This window comes from Massilia sp. Root133 (assembly GCF_001426525.1).
GTDB lineage: Bacteria > Pseudomonadota > Gammaproteobacteria > Burkholderiales > Burkholderiaceae_D > Telluria > Telluria orientalis.
Genome location: NZ_LMEW01000003.1, coordinates 159,165 through 178,590 on the forward strand (window position 1 = coordinate 159,165; position 19,426 = coordinate 178,590).

Annotated in this window: 18 protein-coding genes; 8 read left to right on the forward strand and 10 right to left on the reverse strand. The window is 66.1% G+C overall.

What is annotated here, in order from left to right; translation table 11 throughout:
* Window positions 1-2: 2 nt before the first annotated feature.
* From ASD28_RS04500 to ASD28_RS04515, 4 genes are all read left to right on the forward strand, one after another.
* Entirely contained in the window at window positions 3-893 is an 891-nt protein-coding gene (locus ASD28_RS04500) for a metallophosphoesterase (protein WP_056124608.1), read from the forward strand.
* Between the two features lie 14 nt (window positions 894-907).
* A complete protein-coding gene (locus ASD28_RS04505; RefSeq protein ID WP_056124610.1) occupies window positions 908-3,703 on the forward strand; it encodes a pitrilysin family protein in 2,796 nt (931 codons plus the stop codon).
* Window positions 3,704-3,792: 89 nt separating this feature from the next.
* Complete coding sequence (locus ASD28_RS04510) at window positions 3,793-4,110, forward strand: helix-turn-helix transcriptional regulator (RefSeq protein WP_036236165.1); 318 nt, start codon at window positions 3,793-3,795, stop codon at window positions 4,108-4,110.
* Entirely contained in the window at window positions 4,107-5,108 is a 1,002-nt protein-coding gene (locus ASD28_RS04515; RefSeq protein WP_056124613.1) for a cation diffusion facilitator family transporter, read from the forward strand. Before ASD28_RS04510 ends, ASD28_RS04515 begins: the two co-directional genes overlap by 4 nt.
* A 45-nt stretch (window positions 5,109-5,153) precedes the next feature.
* Here the strand turns inward: ASD28_RS04515 and cysK are convergent, their stop codons facing one another.
* The 3 genes from cysK to tcdA all read right to left on the reverse strand — a co-directional run bounded on the left by cysK (window position 5,154) and on the right by tcdA (window position 7,698).
* Window positions 5,154-6,086 (reverse strand): cysteine synthase A, encoded by a 933-nt coding sequence (gene cysK / locus ASD28_RS04520; protein WP_056124615.1) that lies wholly within the window; start codon window positions 6,084-6,086, stop codon window positions 5,154-5,156.
* 152 nt (window positions 6,087-6,238) lie between these two features.
* Window positions 6,239-6,781 (reverse strand): FKBP-type peptidyl-prolyl cis-trans isomerase, encoded by a 543-nt coding sequence (locus ASD28_RS04525; protein WP_056124617.1) that lies wholly within the window; start codon window positions 6,779-6,781, stop codon window positions 6,239-6,241.
* Window positions 6,782-6,816: 35 nt separating this feature from the next.
* The gene (gene tcdA, locus ASD28_RS04530) at window positions 6,817-7,698 is read right to left on the reverse strand and encodes a tRNA cyclic N6-threonylcarbamoyladenosine(37) synthase TcdA (RefSeq protein ID WP_082577099.1); all 882 of its coding nucleotides are present in this window, start codon (window positions 7,696-7,698) and stop codon (window positions 6,817-6,819) included.
* A 99-nt stretch (window positions 7,699-7,797) separates the two neighbouring features.
* Between tcdA and pdxH the strand changes: the two genes are divergently transcribed.
* Window positions 7,798-8,994, forward strand: a complete 1,197-nt coding sequence (gene pdxH / locus ASD28_RS30840; protein WP_082577098.1) for a pyridoxamine 5'-phosphate oxidase — start codon at window positions 7,798-7,800, stop codon at window positions 8,992-8,994.
* A 38-nt stretch (window positions 8,995-9,032) separates the two neighbouring features.
* Window positions 9,033-10,247 (forward strand): cyclopropane-fatty-acyl-phospholipid synthase family protein, encoded by a 1,215-nt coding sequence (locus tag ASD28_RS04540; protein WP_056124620.1) that lies wholly within the window; start codon window positions 9,033-9,035, stop codon window positions 10,245-10,247.
* 2 nt (window positions 10,248-10,249) lie between these two features.
* On the opposite strand, the gene msrA is transcribed toward ASD28_RS04540, so the two are convergent.
* Window positions 10,250-10,789: a peptide-methionine (S)-S-oxide reductase MsrA gene (gene msrA, locus ASD28_RS04545; protein ID WP_056124623.1), complete on the reverse strand. Its 540-nt coding sequence runs from the start codon at window positions 10,787-10,789 to the stop codon at window positions 10,250-10,252.
* A gap of 106 nt (window positions 10,790-10,895) precedes the next feature.
* Here msrA and ASD28_RS04550 point away from each other — a divergent pair, with 106 nt between their 5' ends.
* Window positions 10,896-11,396 carry a flavin reductase family protein gene (locus ASD28_RS04550; RefSeq protein ID WP_056124627.1) on the forward strand — a complete coding sequence of 167 codons (501 nt, stop codon included), beginning with the start codon at window positions 10,896-10,898 and terminating at the stop codon, window positions 11,394-11,396.
* Window positions 11,397-11,528: 132 nt separating this feature from the next.
* The gene (locus ASD28_RS04555; protein WP_056124630.1) at window positions 11,529-12,722 is read left to right on the forward strand and encodes an acyl-CoA dehydrogenase; all 1,194 of its coding nucleotides are present in this window, start codon (window positions 11,529-11,531) and stop codon (window positions 12,720-12,722) included.
* Window positions 12,723-12,785: 63 nt separating this feature from the next.
* Here ASD28_RS04555 and ASD28_RS04560 read toward each other — a convergent pair whose 3' ends face one another.
* The 6 genes from ASD28_RS04560 to purE all read right to left on the reverse strand — a co-directional run bounded on the left by ASD28_RS04560 (window position 12,786) and on the right by purE (window position 19,426).
* Entirely contained in the window at window positions 12,786-13,463 is a 678-nt protein-coding gene (locus tag ASD28_RS04560) for an OmpW family protein (RefSeq protein ID WP_056124634.1), read from the reverse strand.
* Between the two features lie 56 nt (window positions 13,464-13,519).
* Window positions 13,520-14,890 carry an SGNH/GDSL hydrolase family protein gene (locus ASD28_RS04565; RefSeq protein ID WP_056124636.1) on the reverse strand — a complete coding sequence of 457 codons (1,371 nt, stop codon included), beginning with the start codon at window positions 14,888-14,890 and terminating at the stop codon, window positions 13,520-13,522.
* A 196-nt stretch (window positions 14,891-15,086) separates the two neighbouring features.
* The gene (locus ASD28_RS04570) at window positions 15,087-16,598 is read right to left on the reverse strand and encodes a S9 family peptidase (protein ID WP_056124640.1); all 1,512 of its coding nucleotides are present in this window, start codon (window positions 16,596-16,598) and stop codon (window positions 15,087-15,089) included.
* A 109-nt stretch (window positions 16,599-16,707) separates the two neighbouring features.
* A complete protein-coding gene (locus ASD28_RS04575) occupies window positions 16,708-17,733 on the reverse strand; it encodes an L-threonylcarbamoyladenylate synthase (protein WP_056124643.1) in 1,026 nt (341 codons plus the stop codon).
* Window positions 17,730-18,920 (reverse strand): 5-(carboxyamino)imidazole ribonucleotide synthase, encoded by a 1,191-nt coding sequence (locus ASD28_RS04580; protein ID WP_056124646.1) that lies wholly within the window; start codon window positions 18,918-18,920, stop codon window positions 17,730-17,732. Before ASD28_RS04580 ends, ASD28_RS04575 begins: the two co-directional genes overlap by 4 nt.
* Window positions 18,920-19,426 carry a 5-(carboxyamino)imidazole ribonucleotide mutase gene (gene purE / locus ASD28_RS04585; protein WP_036236192.1) on the reverse strand — a complete coding sequence of 169 codons (507 nt, stop codon included), beginning with the start codon at window positions 19,424-19,426 and terminating at the stop codon, window positions 18,920-18,922. The genes ASD28_RS04580 and purE overlap by 1 nt, the downstream gene beginning before the upstream one ends.

Genomic DNA, 19,426 nt, shown 5'->3' on the forward strand with positions numbered 1-19,426 from the left:
GGATGCGCCGTCTGGCCGCGGCCGCGCTCCTGGCGGCCGCTTCCTTGAACGCGGCCGCAGCAAGTCCGGACCAGGGCATCACCGTGTACGCGGCCGGCGACATCGCGCGCTGTGCGTACCGCGATCCGGCGTATTCGGGCGCGGCCGACACGGCCGCCACCGTCGCCGCCGGCCTCGCGCAGGACCCGCGGGCCGTCGTGCTGGCGCTGGGCGACCTGACCTATCCGCGCGGCGCCATGAAGGAATTCACCGGCTGCTACGCGCCGACGTGGGGCCGCTTCAAGGACCGCACGTGGCCCGCACCCGGCAACCACGAGTACTACACGCCGGGCGCGAAGCCCTATTTCGACTGGTGGGGCGCGCGCGCCGGCCGCGGTTACTACAGCTTCGAGCTGGGCACCTGGCACATCGTCTCGCTGGACAGCAACCTCGCCCCGGCCCAGCACGCGGCCCAGCTGGACTGGCTGCGCGCCGACCTCGCCGCCCACCCCGCGCGCTGCACGCTCGCCTACTGGCACCATCCGCTGTACAGCTCGGGCGGCCACGGCAGCATCCCGAAGATGCGCGACGCCTGGCAGCTGCTGTACGCGGCCGGCGCCGAGCTGGTGCTGTCCGGCCATGACCACGACTACGAACGCTTCGCCCCGCAGGACGCGGATGGCCGGCTCGACCGGACGCACGGCATCCGCCAGTTCGTCGTCGGCACCGGCGGCGCGTATCCGACGCCATTCCTGTTCACCGTCGCGCACAGCGAAGTCCGCGACAGCAACCGCACCGGCGTGCTGCGCCTGCGCCTGTACGCGGGCGGCTACGGCTGGGAATTCGTCGAGTCGACGCGGCTCGCGTCCTTCAGCATCGCCCCGCCCGACCGCGGCAGCGCCGCCTGTCATTAAAAAACGGAGCCCGCATGAAACGCCTCCTGTCCTGCTTGTTTCTGTCCCGATTTTCCCTGCTCCTCCTCCTCGCAGGGCCGGCGGCAGCGGCCGAGGTGCCTGAGGTCCGCTACGACAAGACGACGCTCCCCAACGGCCTGGAAGTGATCCTCGTCGAGGACCACCGCCTGCCCATCGTGGCCGTCAACATCTGGTACCACGTCGGCCCCGCCAACGAGGCGCCAGGGCTCACGGGCTTCGCCCACCTGTTCGAGCACATGATGTTCGCCGGGACGCGGCACCTGCCGCGCGGCCTCGCCGACCGCCTGCTGGAAGGCGCCGGCGCCACCGACAGCAACGGCAGCACCGACTACGACCGCACCAATTACTACGACACGGTGCCGGCTAACCAGCTCGAACTCGCGCTGTGGGTCCACGCCGACCGCATGGGCTACCTGCTCGACGTGCTGGACCAGGCGGCGCTGTCGAACCAGCAGGACGTCGTGCGCAACGAGAGGCGCCAGAGCGTCGAGAACCGCCCGTACGGCGTCGTCGAGGAAGCGCTGAACCACGCGCTGTTCCCGAAGACGCACCCGTATTACGCGGCCGTCATCGGCTCGCACGCCGACATCCAGAACGCGAAGCTGGCCGACGTGCGCGACTTCTTCAAGCGCTACTATGGCCCGAACAACGCCAGCATCGTCATCGCCGGCGACATCGACAAGGTCAAGACGCGCGCCCTCGTCGCGAAATACTTCGGCAGCTTCAAAAAGAGCCCGCCGGTCGTGCATCCGAAGGTGGCCACGCCCGCCATCACGCGCGAGCGCCGCATCACGGTACCGGACCGCGTGGAGCTCCCGCGCCTGTACATGGCGTGGCTCACGCCGCCGGCCTTCCAGCCGGGCGACGCCGAGCTGGCGGTGACGGCGCAGATCCTCGCCGGCGGCAAGTCCAGTCGTCTGTATAAAACCCTCGTGTACGAGCGCCAGATCGCGCAGGAAGCGGCGGCCGCGCAGAATTCGAACGCGCTCACCTCGACCTTCATCGTCGACGCGACCGCACGCCCGGGCCACGAACCGTCCGAGCTGGAGACGGCGATCGATGCGGAACTCAAGGCGCTGCGCGACGCGGGACCGTCCGAACAGGAAGTCGAACGCGCGCGCAACACGATCGAGACGGCGATGCTGACGTCGATCGAAAAGCTGGGCGGCACCGGCCTCGCGAACCAGATCAACCAGTACAACCAGTACACGGGCGACCCGGGCTACCTGCCGAAGGACATCGAGCGCCTGCGCCGCGTCACCGCCGCCGACGTGCGCCGCGTGGCGCAGGCCTACCTGCAGCCGAACGCGCGCGTGATCGTCGCCGGCGTACCGGGCAAGCCGGACCTCGGTCCAGACGTGCCGGCGCCGCCCCAAGTCTCGAAGGCCGGCAGGACCGACCGCGCCGCCGGCATCAACCACGACGAAGCGTGGCGCCGCACGCCGCCGAAGCCGGGCCCGGTGCCGCGCTTCACGCTGCCGCAAGGCGACGCGTTCAAGCTGCCGAACGGGCTGACCGTCATCGTCCACCCGAACCCCGCGCTGCCGCTCGTGGCGGCGGAACTGGTCGTGAAAAGCGGCTCCGACGCCAATCCATCCGACCAGCCGGGCCTCGCCGGCTTCACGGCGCAGATGCTGGACGAAGGCACGGCCATCCGCAGCGCGCCGCGCATCGCCGACGAGATCGCGCAGCTCGGCGCCTTCCTCGGCAGCGGGAGTACGGCGGACGCGTCGACCGTGTCGCTGCTGGCGCTGCGCTCCACGTTCCCGCAGGCGCTGGACGTGCTGGCCGACGTCGTGCTGCATCCGGCCTTCCCGACCGCCGAAGTCGAACGGCAGCGCGCCTCCCGCATTGGCGAACTGACGCAGCAGCGCGACGATCCCGCCCTCGTCGCCGCCGTCGCCGCGGCCGGTGCCCTGTACGGCCCGGATCATCCATACGGCTACGGCCAGCTGGGCACGGAACAGGCGATCCGCGCGACGACGCGCGAAGACCTCGTGCGCTTCTGGCGCCGCCACTACCTGCCGGGCAATGCGGCCCTCGTCGTCTCCGGCGACATCACGGCGGACGAGCTGCGCACGCTGGCGGCGGCCCGCTTCGGCGGCTGGGAACGCGCCGATGCGGCCGTGACGTCGGTCGGCGATCCATCCGGCACCCGGGCGCGCCTCGTCGTCGTCGACAAGCCGGGCACGCCGCAGACGGCGCTGCGCGTGACGACCATCGCGGCCGCGCGCAGGACGCCGGACTATCCGGCCATGCAGGTGATGAACGCGGCGCTGGGCGGCCTGTTCTCGAGCCGCATCAACCTCAACCTGCGCGAAGAAAAGGGCTACAGCTATGGCGTGTTCTCGGCATTCCGCTACGACCGCACGCCGGGCCCATTCACCATCGCGGGCAGCGTGCGCACGGACGTCACGGGGCCTGCCGTCGCCGAGATCTTCAGGGAAGTGAACGGCATGCGCGACAAGCCGCTGCCGGGCCCCGAACTCGGGGGCGCGCGCGACTCGCAGGTGTATTCGCTGCCGGGACAGTTCGAAACGAACAGCGGCATCGGGGCGAGCCTGGCCGAGACCTTTGTGTTCGACCTGCCGGCGGATTACTGGCGCACCCTGCCCGACCGCTATCGCGCCGTGACGGCGGCGCAGGTGCAGGCGGCGGCGCAGAAATACTTGAAACCCGAGCAGTTGAAAGTCATCGCCGTCGGGGATCGGGCGGCGATTTTGCCGCAGTTGCAGAAGCTCGGGCTGGGGCAGCCCGAAACGCGCGATACGGACGGCCAGCTTCCGTAACGCATCGCTTCACCACGCTTGCATACGATATGGCTTGCGTCCGCCACGTCTATGCGATTAACATGTGAACAGTTCTTCAAACGTTAAGCATGAGCATCCCACCCGACATCGACAACGCGGTCGACGAACTCGCCGACCTGTTCCACCTGCTGGGCGACCCCACGCGGTTGCGGATCGTGCTCGCCTGCCTGGCGCAGCCGACGGCCGTGGGCGACATCGCCGGCGCGTTGAACCTGTCCAGTTCGCTGGTCAGCCACCACCTGCGCCTGTTGCGCGCGGCCCGCATCGTCAAGGCGGAGCGCCAGGGCAAGCAGGTGTTCTATGCGGCCGCCGATGCCCACATCAGCGGCCTGCTCTCCAATATGTTCGAACACATCGCCGAACCCACCACCGGACTGGACGCATGAGTCACCACCATTCCCACGGCCATGGACATGGCCATCATCATCACCCGACGCCGGGCGACAACGGTCGCGCGTTCGGCATCGCCATCGGCCTGAACACCGCGTTCGTCGCCATCGAATTCATCTACGGCTTCATCGCCAACTCGACGGCGCTGATGGCCGATGCCGGCCACAACCTGTCCGACGTGCTGGGGCTGGGCCTCGCCTGGGGCGCCGCGCTGCTGACGAAGAGCGCGCCCACGCGCCGTTTCACGTACGGCATGCGCGGCACGACCATCCTGGCCGCCCTCGCCAACGCCCTGCTGCTGATGGTGGCCTGCGGCGCCATCGCGTGGGAAGCCGTGCACCGCTTCGCCCATCCGGAACCGGTGGCCGGCACGACGGTGTCCATCGTCGCCTTCGTCGGCGTGCTGATCAACGGCTTCTCGGCCTGGCTGTTCGTGGCCGGCAGCAAGGACGACATCAACGTGCGCGGCGCCTACCAGCACATGGCGGCCGATGCCTTGCTGTCGCTGGGCGTCGTCATCTCCGGCGTCGTGATCATCTACACCGGCTGGTCGTGGCTCGACCCGGTCGTCAGCCTCGTGCTCGTCGTCGTGATCGTCGTGGGCACGTGGTCGCTGCTCAGGGAGTCGATCCAGATGGTGCTGGCGGGCGTACCGGCCAGCGTCGACGCGACCGGCGTCACGGCCTACCTCGCCGCGCAACCGGGCGTGACCGAAGTGCACGACGTGCACATCTGGGCGATGAGCACGACGGAAACGGCCCTCACGGCCCACCTCGTGATGCCGGACGGCTATCCGGGCGACACAGCCATCGACAGCATCGTGGAACACCTGCGCGAATATTTTTCCATCCACCACTGCACGCTGCAGGTGGAACAAGGAACGACCAAGCACCGCACTTGCAGCCTGCACGATGGACTGGAGGCGCATGCGCACGATGACCACGACCACAACCACGACCACGACCATCCACACGGTCACTCGCACGCGCATTAAAAAAGGCCCGCATGCAAGCGGGCCTTGTCGTCGAGGGAAGCCTGATCAGCCGGCCAGGTCCGCGTACAACGCCGTACTGAGATAGCGCTCGCCGAACGACGGAATGATCGTCACGATCAGCTTGCCCGCATTTTCCGGCCGTTTGGCGACCTGGATCGCGGCCCACAGGGCAGCGCCGGACGAGATGCCGACCAGCAGCCCCTCCTCGCGCGCGGCCGCACGAGCCGTCTCGAAAGCATCCTCGTTCTTGACGGTGATGACTTCGTCGTAGGCTTTCGTGTTCAGCACGTCCGGAATGAAGCCGGCGCCGATGCCCTGGATCGGGTGCGGGCCCTTCGTGCCCTTCGACAGGATCGGCGACGCTTCCGGTTCCACGGCGATGGCCTGGAACGACGGCTTCCTCGCCTTGATCACTTCGGCCACGCCCGTGATCGTGCCGCCCGTGCCGATGCCGGCCACGAGGATGTCGACCTTGCCGTCGGTATCGCGCCAGATTTCCTCGGCCGTCGTGCGGCGGTGGACTTCCGGGTTGGCGGGGTTGTTGAACTGCTGCGGCATGAAGCAGTTCGGGTCGGCCGCGACGATTTCCTCGGCGCGGCGGATGGCGCCCAGCATGCCTTCCGGCCCCGGCGTGAGCACCAGTTCGGCGCCGTACGCGCGCAGCAGCATGCGCCGTTCGTTGCTCATCGTTTCCGGCATGACGAGGCGGCAGCGGTAGCCGCGCGCCGCGCACACCATTGCCAGCGCGATGCCCGTGTTGCCGCTGGTGGGCTCGACGATGATGGTGTTCGGGCCGATCTTGCCGGCCTGCTCGGCCGCTTCGATCATGGCCCAGCCGATCCGGTCCTTGACGCTGTGGGCCGGATTGTAGAACTCGAGCTTGGCGGTGAGGTCAGCGCCGGCGCCCTGCGCCAGGCGGCGGATCCGCACCAAGGGGGTATTGCCGATCAGTTCCGTCACGTCGTTCGCGATGCGCATGCAGTCCTCCTGGTTGATGAGTTTTGACTTAAGAAAACATCGAAAAACCTACTGCGCGTTGCACTGTCGGTCTTCGATGCTCGCTGTACTAGCGTACAGCTGCGCTTCTCAACCGACATTGCTGCCGCTCGTGACGGTTTTTCGAGGTTCCCTTATTTGACCTTCAGGAGTTCCACGTCGAAGATCAGGTCGGAATCCGGCGGAATCGAACCGCCGCCGGCGCCGCGCTTGCCGTACGCGAGTTCGCTCGGGATGATCAGCGTGCGCTTGCCGCCCACCTTCATGCCCTGCACGCCCTGCTCCCAGCCCTTGATGACCTGGCGCGCACCGAGCTGGAACTCGAGCGGTTCGCGGCCCGCGTCCAGCGACGAGTCGAATTTGCGGCCGCGTTGCTTGGCGGCCAGCGGCTTGTAGAACCAGCCCGTGTAGTTGACGACGACCGTGCTGCCGACGCTGGCTTCGGCACCCTTGCCGATCACGTGGTCGATGACCTGCACCTTCGGCCCTTGCTGTTCCTGGCCAGCGGGCGTCGGGTCGACGGGATTGTTCGGGTTACCGGGATGGGCCGCGTTGGCGGTGGCCTGGGCCGGGTCCTTGGGACCTTGCAGGCCGTCGCCGGCCTGCTGGGATGCGTCCTGCGCGTTGGCGGCGACGGCCGCCAGCAGCAGGCTGGCTACGGCAATACGACGGATCATGGAGCCTCTTTTCACGAATCAGTAAAAAACTGATCCTATGATAACAAGGCCTCTTCCACTTGGACAGCGTCGACGGATTCGGTTACATGTACCGGCACGGCATTCGCCTCCTCCGCCATCTTGCGCAGCATGTGGCCGGCCGCGACCATGCCGAACGTCGCGGTGACGACCATGCTCGAGCCGAAGCCGGCGCAGTTCAGGCCCGTGATGCTGTTCGCGTCGACTTCGCAGGCGTCGCCGGACTGCGGGTAGCGCAGCGGTTCCATCGAGAACACGGCGTCGATGTGGTACTTGTTCTTTTCGCCGCGCGCGAAGCCGTAGCGGGCACGCAGGATCTTGCGCACTTTTTTCAGCAGCGGCTCCTGCTCGGTACGGGCGAGGTCGCGCACTTCGATCCTGGTCGGATCCAGCTGGCCGCCGGCGCCGCCGATGACGATCAGCGGGATCGCATGCTGGCTGCAGTAGGCGATCAGCGCGGCCTTGGCCTGGACGCTGTCGATCGCGTCGACGACGTAGTCGAATCGGGCCGCGCCGGGCTTGTTCGTCCCGATCATCTGCGGGATGTTGTCCGGATCGATGAAGTCTTCGACGAGCTCGACTTCGCAGTACGGATTGATGAGCGCAATGCGCTGTTTCAGCGCCTCGATCTTGGGCATGCCGACCGTGGTCGACAGGGCCTGGATCTGCCGGTTGATGTTGGATTCGGCCACGTTGTCGAGGTCGATGAGCGTGAGCCGGCCGACGGCGCTGCGGGCCAGCGCCTCGACGATCCAGGAGCCGACGCCGCCGACGCCGACCACGCAAACGTGCGCCGCACGGAACCGTTCCAGTGCACGCTCGCCGTAGAGGCGGGCAATGCCGCCGAAGCGCCGCTCGAAGTCGACGTCATCGAAGAGGGAGGTGGAAATCGTAGTCATGATCCCTTCATTTTACCGGACGGAATGGCGCTCATTGCTCTAAAATAACTTTCAGTCAATCAAAAAATTTCCGCATTCTGCACGTCCACAACAGCGATCATGAACAACCTTCTAGCCGACCCCGCTCCCGATTTCGACCAACCCGTCGCCGTCCTCAAACATTGCCACGGCCGCATCCGCAAACAGCTTGCGACCATCGAAAAACTGCTCGCCCACCTGCCCGAACACGGCGCCGACGAGCAGGCACGCCAGGCGGCAACGGCCGTACTGAAATACTTCGACAAGGCCGCCCACCTGCACCACGAAGACGAAGAGCAGGACCTGCTGCCGATGCTGCTCGCCGTCGCCAAGGGCGAGGATGCGGCCACGCTGCAGGCGCTCGTGCCCGTGATCCTGCAGGAACACAAGGACATGGATGCGATGTGGCAAGACCTGCACGAGCAACTGACGGGCATCGCGGACGGCAGCGGCACGCAGCTGTCGGCGTCGATCGTGCGGCGCTTCGTGCAGGGCTATCACGGCCATATGGAACGCGAAGAAGGCATCGTCGCGCCGATGGCGCTGCGCCTCTTTGGTCCGGATCAGATGGCGCGCCTGGGCGGCGCGATGCGCCAGCGCCGCGGCCTCGAACAGGCGGTGGCCCCGGCACCTTCCATCGGCGAAAAAGTCGCCGACCTGCGCAAGGATTACGGCCAGGCCCGCCTGGACGAAAGCGACGTCGCCGACGACCCGATGGACCAGTTCACGCGCTGGTTCGAGGAAGCGCTGAAGGCCGAAGTGAACGAACCGAACGCGATGAGCGTGGCCACCGTGGGCGAGGACGGGCGGCCGACGTCGCGCATTGTTCTCGTCAAGCAATTCGATGCGCGCGGCTTCACCTGGTACACGAATTACGACAGCCAGAAAGGCAAGCAGTTGGCAAGCAAGCCTTTTGCAGCTCTGCTATTCTTCTGGAGTGAACTTGAACGGCAGGTGCGGATCGAAGGCAGGGTTGAGCGCACGAGTGCCGAGGAAAGCGATAAGTATTTCAACAGCCGACCATTGAAAAGCCGGCTGTCGGCGATCGCGTCCGAACAAAGCGAGCCGATCGCAAACCGTGCCGCCCTCGAAGAACACTACGAGGAAGTGGCGCGTCAATATGGCGAAGCACCGCCACGGCCACAACACTGGGGCGGTTTTCGCCTGGTGCCGGAACGGATCGAGTTCTGGCAGGGGCGGCGTTCACGCTTCCACGACCGCATCGTCTATATGCGGCAGGAAGATGGCAGCTGGACGCGGCAACGTTTGCAACCCTGACCCGGTGCATCCGGTTCAGGATCAGCCGGAGAAGACGCGTGTTCGATCAAATGAAGCTTTCCGCCTGGACCTCAGGCATACGCAGTAAATTCAACCTGCCCCTGCGCGTGGAATTATGGAATGGCGCGCAGGTGGACTTGTCCCCTGAGCAGCCACGCGTGAAAATCCGCGTCCCGAACCCGGGCGGCCTGCGCTACCTCCTCGCGCCGTCGCTGGGCAACCTCGGGGAAGCCTATGTCGAAGGCGCGCTCGAGATCGAAGGACGCGCGGCCGACATGATCCAGGTGGGTTCCGCCCTCGCGGAAACGACGGGCAAGCCGGCGCGCGCGAGCCGCGTCGCCAGCGCCGCCCTGCGCCTCGTCTCGCCGCACACGCGCGAGAAGGATGCCGAGGCAATCCGCTACCACTACGACGTCTCCAACGAGTTCTACAGCCTGTTCCTCGACCCGGCCATGGTCTATTCCTGCGCCTATTTCGAGAACGGCGACGAGGACCTGGCCACCGCCCAGCAAAAGAAGATCGACCACATCCTCACCAAGATCGGCGTGCAGCCGGGCCAGACGCTGCTCGACATCGGCTGCGGCTGGGGCGCGCTCGTGATCCGCGCGGCCAGCAGGTTCGGGGCGCGCTGCGTCGGCGTCACGCTCTCCGAACGCCAGTACGAGCTGGCGCGCGAGCGCGTGGCGCAGGCCGGATTGCAGGACCGTGTCGAGATCCGCTTGCAGGACTACCGCGACGTCGCGGGCAGTTTTGACCGCATCACGAGCGTCGGCATGTTCGAGCACGTGGGCGTGGACAATTTACCGGAATACTTCCGCCGCATCGGCAAGCTGCTGGCGCCGGGTGGCGTCGTGATGAACCACGGCATCACCACGACCGATGTCGAGCAGCGCAACAGCCCGCACGGCAGTGGCGAGTTCATCGACAAATACGTGTTCCCGCACGGCGAGCTGGCGCATCTGTCCACCGTCATCCGCACGATGCAGGAAGGCGGACTCGAAGTCCGCGACGTGGAAAACCTGCGCCGCCACTATGCCCGCACGTGTGCGCTGTGGACCGAGAATTTCGAGAACAATGCCGACCGCATCCGGGCGACGTGCGATCCGAAGACGTTCCGCATCTGGCACGTCTACCTGGCCGGCTGCGCGTACGGCTTCGCACACGACTGGATCAGCCTGTACCAGATCGTGTGCGGCAAGGCGGGCGAGGAACCGGACCTGATTCCGTGGTCGCGGCGGTACATGTATCGTTAGCGCTATTTCACTCGGTCCGTGAACATCTTGCGGAACTTGGCCACCTTGGGCGCCACCACGAACGCGCAATACCCCTGTAACGGGTGCTGCGCAAAATAATTCTGGTGGTAGTCCTCGGCCTTGTACCACGGCTCGGCCGGCAGCACATGCGTGACGATAGTCGCATCCCACACGGCGGCCATCTCGGCCATCACCTTGCGCGCCGTGGCTTCCTGTTCCGGCGACGTGAAGAAGATCACCGAGCGGTATTGCGTGCCGACGTCGTTGCCCTGGCGGTTCAGCGTCGTGGGGTCGTGGATGGTGAAAAAGATTTCCAGGATGTCGCGATAACTGATCACGTTCGGATCGAATTCCAGGCGCACGACTTCCGCGTGGCCCGTCGTGCCCGCGCACACCTGCTCGTAGGTCGGCGCAGGGGCCTCGCCGCCCATATAGCCCGATTCCACGCGGAGAATACCGCGCGCTTCCAGATAGACGGCTTCCAGGCACCAGAAACACCCGCCGCCCAGGATGGCCACTTCGGTTGCTGATTGCTGGCTCATGCTGACTCCTCGAGGGATAAATAGTTGTCCATGGTTTCACTGTAAACGAAAGTGCGCGGTCGTGCAGGCTCGGGGAGGCTGCGGCCATTGATGGCATAATGCGCGCATGAACACCAGCTCACCTCGCGCCACCACGCGCGGTTTCGATTCCGCCCATTTTCGCCAGGCCCTGTCCCAATTCGCGACCGGCGTCACCGTCATCACGACCCGCCTGGGCGACGGCAAATTCCGCGGCCTGACCGCGTCCTCTTTCAATTCCGTATCGCTGGAGCCGCCGCTGGTGCTGTGGAGCCTGTCGAACGTCGCCAACAGCCTGCCCATCTTCACCGGCAATTCGCACTACGTCATCAACGTATTGTCCGCCGGCCAGGAAGAGCTGGCGCGCCGGTTCTCGCGACGCGGCCACGATCCGTTCGAAGGCGTCGAGTACGAATTGTCGCGCACCGGCCAGCCGATCCTGAAAGGCGTCTCCGCCTGGTTCGAATGCCACAACCGCAGCCGCTACCCGGAAGGCGACCACGTGATCTTCGTGGGCGAAGTGGAAGACTGCGCCGTGCACCCGCAGTCCGCCCTGCTGTTCCATGGCGGGCGCTTCGGCAGCACCTGATCCCTGTTTGAAAAATGAAAATGCCTGTCGCAGTTTGAAAAGATGCGGCGGGGCTGGGTTTCTATAATGGATCGACCCGGGCGGCCATCCATTCGCCCGCCACATTCTTACAAAGATTGAGACAGGAGCCCCATGAGCCGTTCCGATACGCCCCGCAAAGCCCAGTTCCATTGGGATGACCCGTTGCTGCTGAACGAGCAGTTGCTCGACGAAGAACGCATGGTGCGCGACGCCGCCGCGGCCTATTGCCAGGACAAGCTGCTGCCGCGCGTCCTCGAAGCCTTCCGCCACGAAACCACCGACGCGTCCATCTTCCGCGAGATGGGAGAGCTCGGCCTGCTGGGCCCGACCATCCCCGAGCAATACGGCGGCCCCGGCCTGAACTACGTCAGCTACGGCCTGATCGCGCGCGAAGTCGAGCGCGTCGATTCCGGTTACCGCTCGATGATGAGCGTGCAGTCGTCGCTCGTGATGGTGCCCATCCATGAATTCGGCAATGAAGAGACGAAGCAGAAATACCTGCCGAAACTGGCCACCGGCGAATGGATCGGCTGCTTCGGCCTGACCGAACCGAACCACGGCTCCGACCCGGGCTCGATGGTCACGCGCGCGCGCAAGGTCGACGGCGGCTACTCACTGTCCGGCTCGAAAATGTGGATCACGAACTCGCCGATCGCCGACGTGTTCGTCGTCTGGGCGAAGGATGACGAAGGCAAGATCCACGGCTTCGTGCTGGAAAAGGGCTGGAAAGGCCTGTCGGCGCCGGCCATCCATGGCAAGGTCGGCCTGCGCGCGTCGATCACGGGCGAGATCGTGATGGACGAAGTGTTCTGCCCCGAAGAAAATGCTTTCCCGGAAGTGCGCGGCCTGAAGGGTCCGTTCACGTGCCTGAATTCGGCCCGCTACGGCATCGCCTGGGGTGCGCTGGGCGCCGCGGAAGACTGCTGGCATCGTTCCCGCCAGTACGTGCTGGACCGTAAGCAGTTCGGCAAGCCGCTGGCCGCCAACCAGCTGATCCAGAAAAAACTGGCGGACATGCAGACGGAAATCACGCTGGGCCTGCAGGGCGTCCTGCGCCTGGGCCGCATGAAGGACGAGGGCACGGCCGCGGTCGAGATCACGTCGATCATGAAACGCAATTCCTGCGGCAAGGCACTGGACATCGCACGCATGGCGCGCGACATGATGGGCGGTAATGGCATCAGCGACGAGTTCGGCGTGGCGCGTCACCTCGTCAACCTGGAAGTCGTCAACACGTACGAAGGTACGCACGACATCCACGCGCTGATCCTGGGACGTGCGCAGACCGGTATCGCGGCGTTCTGATCGCCCCGGTGCACGAAAAAAAACCCGCCGAACACGGCGGGTTTTTTATTGCGCGAAACGCGATCAGAACTTGTAGCCAAGGGTCAGCACAGTCGACTTCGGGTCCAGCTTCATGTGCTGGTTCTGCCCCGTCGAGAAGTGCACGTCGGTCCGCAGGCGGGTCTTCACGAGCGCGGCGTTGAGGAACCATTTCTCGTTGAAGTTCCAGACGGCACCGATCTGGCCCGAATAGGTCAATTTGTTGTCGATGCTAAACGTCGTCGGCGGACCGCCCGGGTCCGTTAGCGCGGTCATGCGGAACGAGCCGGTTTCCTTGTAAAAGTAGGCATAGGTCACGCCCAGGCCGACGTACGGACGGAACGCCGCGTTCGGCGAGAAGAAACGGTATTGCGCGAACAACGTCGGCGGCAAGGCATGTGCCGTGCCCAGCTCGCCCGTACCGGCGATGGAACCCGCGCCGTAGATGCTGTGCTTGTATGGCTTCGCGATGGTGAATTCGGCGGTGATGTTGTCGGTGATCCCGTAGTTGATGATCGCCACCGGTTCCGTGTCCTTGCCGACGTCGCCCAGCGAATTCGGCAGGGCCGGAGCGGAAATCGCGCCGCTTTCCACCTTTGGTTCGATCTCGATGGCGCCCAGCGACACGGCCCACTTCCCCTTGGCCTGTGCCGCGGCGCTGCCCGCCACGGCCAGCGCGCCAGCAGCGACCAGCAGCTTCACGACATTGGAACTTACTTTCATGTTATCTCCTGATTCTTATTGATGGCCCGTCCGCGGGGACGAGCCTGTCGTGATGATTACAGCCAGCCTTTGACTTCCATCTTCTCGAGAACATAGCGCGCGAGCAGCCAGTTCACGAACGGCGTCGGATGGACTTCGTCGGCGAACATGTAGTGGCTGACGTCGCCTGCGATCACGTTCTTCGCGTTGCAGACGAGGGACGTGGTACCCAGCGCGTTCGGGCCGCAGGCCGGGGTCGACGTATTGGTGAGGCCATACGGTGCCGGATTGATCACTTCGTCGTGGCTGACGCTCCACACGTCGACGTACAGGACTTTCGGCTCGTCCGCGACACCGGCTTGCAATTGCGCATTGAAGGCGTCGACGGCTTTCACGATCAGGGCCTGGACGGCCGCGGACTGCGACTTGCCCGACGGCGTCGATGCCACATCCGGCAGGTTGTTCACGACCACATAATTCGCGCCCTTGGCGACGATCTGCGTCTTGACCAGCGCGGCCAGCTCGGCGCCGGCCGTCGCCATGGCGGTGACGACACCCGCGGCATTCGCGGTCAGGTAGTCGGCGCCTGCTTTCTGGCCGGCGGCCGTGGCGTCCGCCTGGGCCTTGGCGACCATCGGGCCGTACACGGTCGCCTGCGCGGCGGCAGTGTTCCCGGCCATGACGGCGGCGGTGACGGCGGCTTGCACGATCGAGGCGTCGGTGTGGCCGGCGCGCGCCGCTTCCGTCTGGATCGCGAGGCCGATGGCCTGGGCCGCGGTGGCCGGGTTCGTCGCACCGGCGGCCAGTTGCGTCGTCAGCGACACGGCGAAGGCCTGGGAACCGGCGGCAGTGCCGGCGGCGGTGGCGCTCGACGACAGCTGGCCCAGCAGGAACAGGATGTCGTTACCGCCGGCCATCACGGTCACGAGTTCGGTACCGCTGAATTTGCCCCCGGTCTTGGCCAGGTGGTTCGCGATCTGCGTCACCACGGGCACGGTGGTCAGGCCCAGCGTCGGGTTCACGACCTTGTTGTTCGGGCCGATCGGATTCGTCACGCGCGAGCCGCCTTGCGCGTAATTGAGGCAGTTGGTGTTGAAGGAGACAGGGACGGCGAAGCCCTTGGTCGCGTCGCCCTGCAGGCCGGTCTGGGCCGGGCACGGTGCTGGCAGGCTCATTTGGGCCGCGACGAGTTCGGTCCAGTTCTTGCCGGTCAGTTCCTTGTTGATCGACGTGTTGTCGCCGTTGATCGTGAACTTGCCGCCGCCCAGCGCCTTGACGGTACCGACGGCATACGAGCCGACGTCGGACAGGCTGTCGCCGAACGATACCTGTGCGCTGAACTTGGTAACCGGGGTCTGGTCGCCGCCGCGAGGGCTGGTGCTGCTGCCGCCGCAAGCCGACAGGACGGCAGCGGTCAACAGCGCGAGCGCGAATGAGGTCTTACGCATTGTGTCTCCTAAAGAAATTTTTCTCTTATGCAACGAACGGCCGTGCTATTCGTGTGCCAACTAATATGCCAGTGTTCGGCATCGTTGTATAGCGAAAAGCTTTGTCGTGCACCGGCAACAACACCCTGTTGCGACGGCTGGGAGACGAGGCCGGCAGCGCGGCCGATTATAGCAACGCCGCCGGCGAATTCATGTCTTAATGTGACAATGTTGTTTGAAAATAATCGCGTGTCGCCGCCATGCAGAACGGCGCCACGAGACCGGCGTGATAGGCCGACGCGACGGCGCCATCGCCTGACGACGCGCGCAGGATCGTCCTGGCCGCCACGAAGCCTGCCTTGGCCGAGCGGTACGGGTCGTTCAGGCTCGGCGTGTCGTCGATGTCGAGCAGCGTGATCCTGCTGCCGCGCGCGCTGAAATAGCTCGCGGCCGACGTCGCGTTGAAGAACGGGACGACAGGGTCGTCATGGCCGCCGCACAGCATCGTGGGTGCGTTCGGCATATAGCTGCGCAGGTCATTGCGCACGAGCCATTTGCGCAGGTTGTGGGCTGGAGAACAGGCCAGCGGCGACGTCGCGCTCTGGTCGCACGGGTGCGCGGCGAGATCGGCCAGGTAGCCGCTGCGGTAGGTCGTGCGGATCAGGTTGTTGGCGCCGAAATACGCCGTGTAGCCGGGCGTCTGCGGCTGCGAATCCGCGGCGAACAGGGCTGATGCCGGCAGCTTGCCCTGGTCGACGAGGTCACCGCTGCCGAGGCTGCCCGGCACCAGGTCGGCGATCGATGCGGCGTACTGCGTCTCGTAGACATCCGATGGGGTCGCGTACAGCGCGGCACTCGCATGCTGGCCCGCGTTGATGATCATCGGCACGATCACGGTGGCACCACTACGCGGTGCGCCGCCGAACAGGTCATCGCCGAAGCGGGCGATGGCATACGGGCCCGACATGCCGGACGCCGCCGTCAGCGTGAACTCGTTCGTGCCCATGTCTTGCATGGCGCGCTGCGTGGCCAGCGCGACATAGCCGCCTTGGGAATAGCCGGTGACCATCAACTTGCCGGAATCCTTGGCGCCGATGGCCCCGAACGACGTGCGTGCGGCGCGCAGCGCGTCGATCATGTCGGCGGCCTGCGCGACGCGGTCCAGGTACGGGTGGTAGCCCAGCGACGAGCCGCTGTAGCCCGTGTAGTTCGGCGCCACGACGATGAAGCCCTGGGCCGCGAACACGGCCGCCGCGAGGCGCGCTTCCGTGTTGTTGGCGATGTCGGCCATGTCGTAGGATTTCTGCAACGAGGTGCCGTGCGCATACAGCACGACGGGCCGCGAGTTGCTGCACGACGCGCCGCCGCCGGTGGGTACGAAGACGGCGGCGCTGCCGTCCGTCGCTTCGCCGGCGCCGCCGATGGTGTTGTAGTGGACCTTGTACACGGAGACCGAGCACTGCGGCTGTCCCGCAACGGCCAAGGTGCCCTGCTGGGCCGATTCGAGGAAGCCGGCCAGCACGGTCGGAGTCAATGTGGTGAGACTTGCACCGCCGACGCTGACGGCCACGGAGGCGGCCTGCCCCACGATGCTGCCGCGCGTCGCGACGGGCAGCGGTTCAGGATTCGCGACGCCGGTCGGCGTGCCGCCGGCGGTGGTGCCGCCGCTGCAAGCGGCAAGCAAATAGCCCAGCCCGAGGCTGCAGGCCAGGGTTAAGAGGGAACGCATGGGTGTCCTTCGACTCACTGATCAAGACAAAAGGCCCGCGCAGAAAGGCGGGCCGGGATTGCCGAGTAGCATGCACCGGACTAGCGTTTTTGGGAAGATTCCCGACTGATTACAGCGCGGTAGTGTTGTTTATCAACCCGTGCACGATGCCGGTCGAACCATGCGCGGCGCGGCGCAGGCGGTCGTTGACGCCCAGCCAGGGCCCATCCTGCGGCGGCGCCTCGACGAGGATGACGTCGGCACCCGCGCCATCCATCGCGCGCAGCGCCGCGTACAGCGCATGCGCAAAGCCCTCCGGCGAGGCGGGCAGGCGGACGGCCGCGTGCGTGGCGGCCAAATCCGAATAATGGATCAGCGCAACCTTGCGTCCCGCCTCTTGCAACCTGGACAAGGTGTCGGCCAAGGTCGCCGTGTCCTGCATCGCGACCGGCGTGTGCGGCGCGTAATGCGATTCCAGCGTGCCCGAGGCGCGGGGTGCCGCGGCATCCGGACGGGCCGGCACCTGGTCGATCACGGCCGCGATGGCATCCGCCGAGATATGGCCCGGACGCAGCAGCACGGGGCCGTGCGTCGCCAGGCGCGACAGGTCGACGATCGTCGATTCGATGCCGACCTCGCTCTGGCCGCCATCCAGCACGAAGGCGATGCGGCCGTGTTCTCCGATGTCGTCGCCGAACTCGTCGCGCACATGCTGCGCGGTCGTCGGGCTGACGGCGCCGAATTTATTCGCGGATGGCGCCGCGATGCCGCCCTTCCCGCCCTTGAATGCCTGCAGCAGTTCGATCGCCACCGGATGCGACGGGCAGCGGATGCCGACCGTGTCCTGCCCGCCCGAGACGGCGTCCGGAATGTGCGGCGCACGTTTCAGGATCATCGTTAGCGGACCGGGCCAGAAGGCATCGGCCAGCTGGCGTGCTTCCGACGGGATGTCGGCCGCCCAGTAGTCGAGATCGACGCCAGGAGCCACATGCACGATCACGGGGTGATCCTGCGGGCGGCCCTTGGCGGCATAGATCGCGGCAACCGCGGCCGGGTTCTCCGCGTCGGCGCCGAGGCCGTACACGGTCTCGGTCGGCAGCGCGACGAGGCGGCCGGCCTCGAGCGCGAGCGCGGCGGTTTTGATCACATCGGTCACAGCGCGATCCCGAGGATGGTGCAGGCCTGCGCAAAGTTTGCTTGCGCCTCTTGCAGCGTCGGCGCGACGAACGTCACGTGCCCCATCTTGCGGCCGCGGCGCGGGTCGGTCTTGCCGTACAGGTGCAGGTTGGCGCCGGGCAGCGCCAGCACGGCATCCCATGCCGGTTCACGGACGGTCTCACCATCGAACCACACGTCGCCGAGGATATTCAGCATCACGGCCGGCGAATGCTGGCGCACGTCGCCCAGCGGCAGTTTCGCCATCGCACGGACTTGCTGCGCGAACTGGCTCGTGATGCACGCGTCGATCGTGTAGTGGCCGCTGTTGTGCGGCCGCGGCGCCATCTCGTTGACGACCAGCGAACCGTCCGCCAGCACGAAGAATTCGATGCACAGCACGCCGACATAACCGAGCTCGGCCACGATGGCACGGGCCGCATCCTGCGCCTTGCGCGCGCATTCGGCGGACACGTTCGGGCCCGGCACGGTCGTCGTGAACAGGATGCCGTCGCGGTGCACGTTTTCCGCGATCGGGTAGACGACCGACTGGCCATCCGCCCCACGCGCCGTCAGCACGGACACCTCGTACGCGAGCGGCAGCATCTTTTCCAGCAGACAGGTCACGCGGTCCATGGATTCGAACGCGGCGCGGACGTCCTCGCGCGTGCGCACGCGCACCTGGCCCTTGCCGTCGTAGCCCATGCGCACCGTTTTCAGGATGCCGGGCAGCAGGTCGTCGGCGATGGCGTCGATGTCGGCATCGCTCGCGATCACCTTGTGCGGCGCCGGCATCACGCCGGATTTACTTGCGCAGGCGACGAAGAAGGATTTTTCCGCGATGCGGTCCTGGGCGACGGACACGCCGTGCGCGTTCGGCGCCACGAACACCTGCTGCGCGAGGCGCGACAGGCTGGCGGCCGGGACGTTTTCGAATTCGGTCGTGACGGCCACGCATTGCGCGGCCAGCGCATCCAGGCCGGCCGCATCTTCGTAGCCGGCCTCGACGAGGCGCTCGGCGACCTGGCCGGCCGGGCAGTCATCCGACGGCTCCAGCACGGCCACGCGGTAGCCCATCGCCTGTGCGGCGTGGGCAAACATGCGGCCCAGCTGGCCGCCGCCCATCACGCCCAGCCACGCAGGTTCCGCGGCTTCCGGCAAATAGGCTAGTGACTTCGTATCACTCATCAGTCGTTCACAGGCAGGGTCATGGCCTTGGCGGCGGCGGTCTGTTGCTGGCGGAATTGTTCAAGCTGGCCCGCCAGGGCGTCGTCGGTGGTGGCGATGATGGCGATCGCGGTCAGCGCGGCATTCGCGGCGCCGGCTTCGCCGATGGCGAACGTCGACACGGGCACGCCCTTCGGCATCTGCACGATCGACAGCAGCGAGTCTTCGCCGCGCAGGTATTTCGACGGGACGGGCACGCCCAGCACGGGCACGACCGTCTTCGCGGCGACCATGCCCGGCAGGTGCGCGGCACCGCCGGCACCGGCGATGATGGCACGCAGGCCGCGGCGACGGGCGGATTCCGCGTACGCGAACATCTCGTCCGGCATGCGGTGCGCCGAGATCACCTGCGCCTCGAACGGCACGCCGAACTGCTTCAGCATGGCGCAGGCGTGCTGCATCACGTCCCAGTCGGAGCTGGAGCCCATGATCACGCCGACCAGCGGCTTATTCTGCTGATCCGCCAT

Coding starts and splice junctions, on each gene's coding strand:
- ASD28_RS04505 (WP_056124610.1), top strand. CDS start 908: ATGAAACGCCTCCTGTCCTGCTTGTTTCTGTCCCGATTTTCCCTGCTC.
- msrA (WP_056124623.1), bottom strand. CDS start 10,789: ATGAGCCAGCAATCAGCAACCGAAGTGGCCATCCTGGGCGGCGGGTGT.
- ASD28_RS04570 (WP_056124640.1), bottom strand. CDS start 16,598: ATGCGTTCCCTCTTAACCCTGGCCTGCAGCCTCGGGCTGGGCTATTTG.
- ASD28_RS04510 (WP_036236165.1), top strand. CDS start 3,793: ATGAGCATCCCACCCGACATCGACAACGCGGTCGACGAACTCGCCGAC.
- ASD28_RS04525 (WP_056124617.1), bottom strand. CDS start 6,781: ATGATCCGTCGTATTGCCGTAGCCAGCCTGCTGCTGGCGGCCGTCGCC.
- tcdA (WP_082577099.1), bottom strand. CDS start 7,698: ATGACTACGATTTCCACCTCCCTCTTCGATGACGTCGACTTCGAGCGG.
- ASD28_RS04580 (WP_056124646.1), bottom strand. CDS start 18,920: ATGAGTGATACGAAGTCACTAGCCTATTTGCCGGAAGCCGCGGAACCT.
- ASD28_RS04560 (WP_056124634.1), bottom strand. CDS start 13,463: ATGAAAGTAAGTTCCAATGTCGTGAAGCTGCTGGTCGCTGCTGGCGCG.
- ASD28_RS04550 (WP_056124627.1), top strand. CDS start 10,896: ATGAACACCAGCTCACCTCGCGCCACCACGCGCGGTTTCGATTCCGCC.
- cysK (WP_056124615.1), bottom strand. CDS start 6,086: ATGCGCATCGCGAACGACGTGACGGAACTGATCGGCAATACCCCCTTG.
- ASD28_RS04515 (WP_056124613.1), top strand. CDS start 4,107: ATGAGTCACCACCATTCCCACGGCCATGGACATGGCCATCATCATCAC.
- ASD28_RS04500 (WP_056124608.1), top strand. CDS start 3: ATGCGCCGTCTGGCCGCGGCCGCGCTCCTGGCGGCCGCTTCCTTGAAC.
- pdxH (WP_082577098.1), top strand. CDS start 7,798: ATGAACAACCTTCTAGCCGACCCCGCTCCCGATTTCGACCAACCCGTC.
- ASD28_RS04555 (WP_056124630.1), top strand. CDS start 11,529: ATGAGCCGTTCCGATACGCCCCGCAAAGCCCAGTTCCATTGGGATGAC.
- purE (WP_036236192.1), bottom strand. CDS start 19,426: ATGGCGGATCAGCAGAATAAGCCGCTGGTCGGCGTGATCATGGGCTCC.
- ASD28_RS04565 (WP_056124636.1), bottom strand. CDS start 14,890: ATGCGTAAGACCTCATTCGCGCTCGCGCTGTTGACCGCTGCCGTCCTG.